This window comes from Absiella sp. AM29-15 (genome assembly GCF_003434225.1).
Classification (GTDB): Bacteria; Bacillota_I; Bacilli_A; order Erysipelotrichales; family Erysipelotrichaceae; genus Hoskinsella; species Hoskinsella hominis.
Window position 1 is genome coordinate 1 of the sequence record NZ_QVFL01000046.1, and the last position, 1,571, is coordinate 1,571.

Sequence of the window (1,571 nt, forward strand, 5' to 3'; positions counted from 1 at the left end):
TAAAGTGTACCCTTTGTCAAGGACAATTAAAAAAAAACCAGTGTAAATCTTAAAATAAATATACTATCCTTTAGCTATGGAGGTAAAGGATATGTATGATTATGAATTAAAATCAATTGGTAATGTAGAAGTGAAAGAGTTTTTGCTTGTTAGTGATGGATATAAACTAATAGGTTTTGTGGGTAAAGGAAATCATTTTAATTGGCTATCCATACCACAACTTTCTATCAGCGTTGAACTATCTAAGTTTAATGATGATTTTTGGAATGGTGAACAGTTAGCTTCTGTTATTGAAAATCCTATCTTAGTTGATCTGCTTGTTCATGTGATCAATGATCTTAGTGGTTTATTCAATAAAGATAAACAAGATTGTTTTGATGGTAAAAATTTTATAACTACAAGAGAATATACATTTTGGCTTGAATGCGAATGTGAAAGTCTTTCAAGACAATTGATTCAATTTGAATATGATTTATTCCCTTCTGATTTATCATTTGATGATTTTAAGAAGGAAAGATTGAATGATTATGTTTATTCTAGAAAACAATATGGCACAGATGCTTTTTAAGCTTCTGTGCCATATTTACTTAATGGATATATACCATTCACGCAGTATTCATAATATTCATTTGGTGATAATTTCGCAAGTTCCCATTGATAGCGTTCATTATTATAATAATCCATATAATCGTCTATAATGGCTTTTAGTTCTTCAAGAGTATTACAGTTCCTTATATCTATTTCATCTTTCATATGTCCAAAAAAACTTTCTTGTGGTGCATTATCCCAGCAATTCCCTTTTCTTGACATTGATTGTCTTAAATTTTTATCTTTAAGTAATTGCCTAAATTGTATACTTGTATAGTGACAACCTTGATCACTATGCAAATATACTTCTGTTTTAACCATACTGATTTCTTTGCCATGCCTGGATATCAGCTGCTTGACTGTTTCAAGTACGAAATCTATTTCTAATGATCCGCTTACTACATATGCTAATATCTGTTTTGTATATCCATCTTTCATACACGATAGATAAGCTTTTTTACCAGTTCCATAGAAGAGATATGTGATATCTGTAAGAATTACTTTCCTTGGTTCTTGTCGAAAATTCCTGTTCACCTCGTTTTTTGCGATACTATCGGTCTTGAGTGCTTTCACCATCCTTCTATAAGGATTCGCTGTTCGGATGGGACATTTAAGACCATATTTCTTCATTAAACGCCGGATTTTCTTTAGATTCATGACGATTCCTTTATGTAGTAGACGCATATAAATAGATCTAGCTCCTTTATTGTACCCACGATACATATAAGCCTCTAATATCAAATCAAAATCTTCTTGATCTTGTTTCTCACGTTTCATATTGGAATTTTTATTGTTGAACCAGCTATAATACCCAGATCTTGAAACACCTGCTATTTCGCATAACCAAGTGATATTCAAGAGATTATTATCATTCTCTGTTATTTCTTTGATACATCTATATTTTTCTTGAGTCGTTTCCATTCCGCCTTCTTGTCGATGAAATTTATTTTTTTTAGTGCGTTGATCTGTTGATTTTGATATTC

The 1,571-nt window shown here is 31.1% G+C and carries 2 protein-coding genes; one reads left to right on the top strand and one right to left on the bottom strand.

The window, feature by feature from the left end; genetic code table 11:
- Positions 1-91: 91 nt before the first annotated feature.
- Positions 92-568: a hypothetical protein gene (locus DW761_RS20810; RefSeq protein WP_117456293.1), complete on the top strand. Its 477-nt coding sequence runs from the start codon at positions 92-94 to the stop codon at positions 566-568.
- Here the strand turns inward: DW761_RS20810 and DW761_RS20815 are convergent.
- Positions 565-1,571: IS3 family transposase (locus DW761_RS20815; protein ID WP_199485674.1), on the bottom strand; the 1,007-nt coding region annotated here is incomplete at its 5' end. The genes DW761_RS20810 and DW761_RS20815 overlap by 4 nt on opposite strands.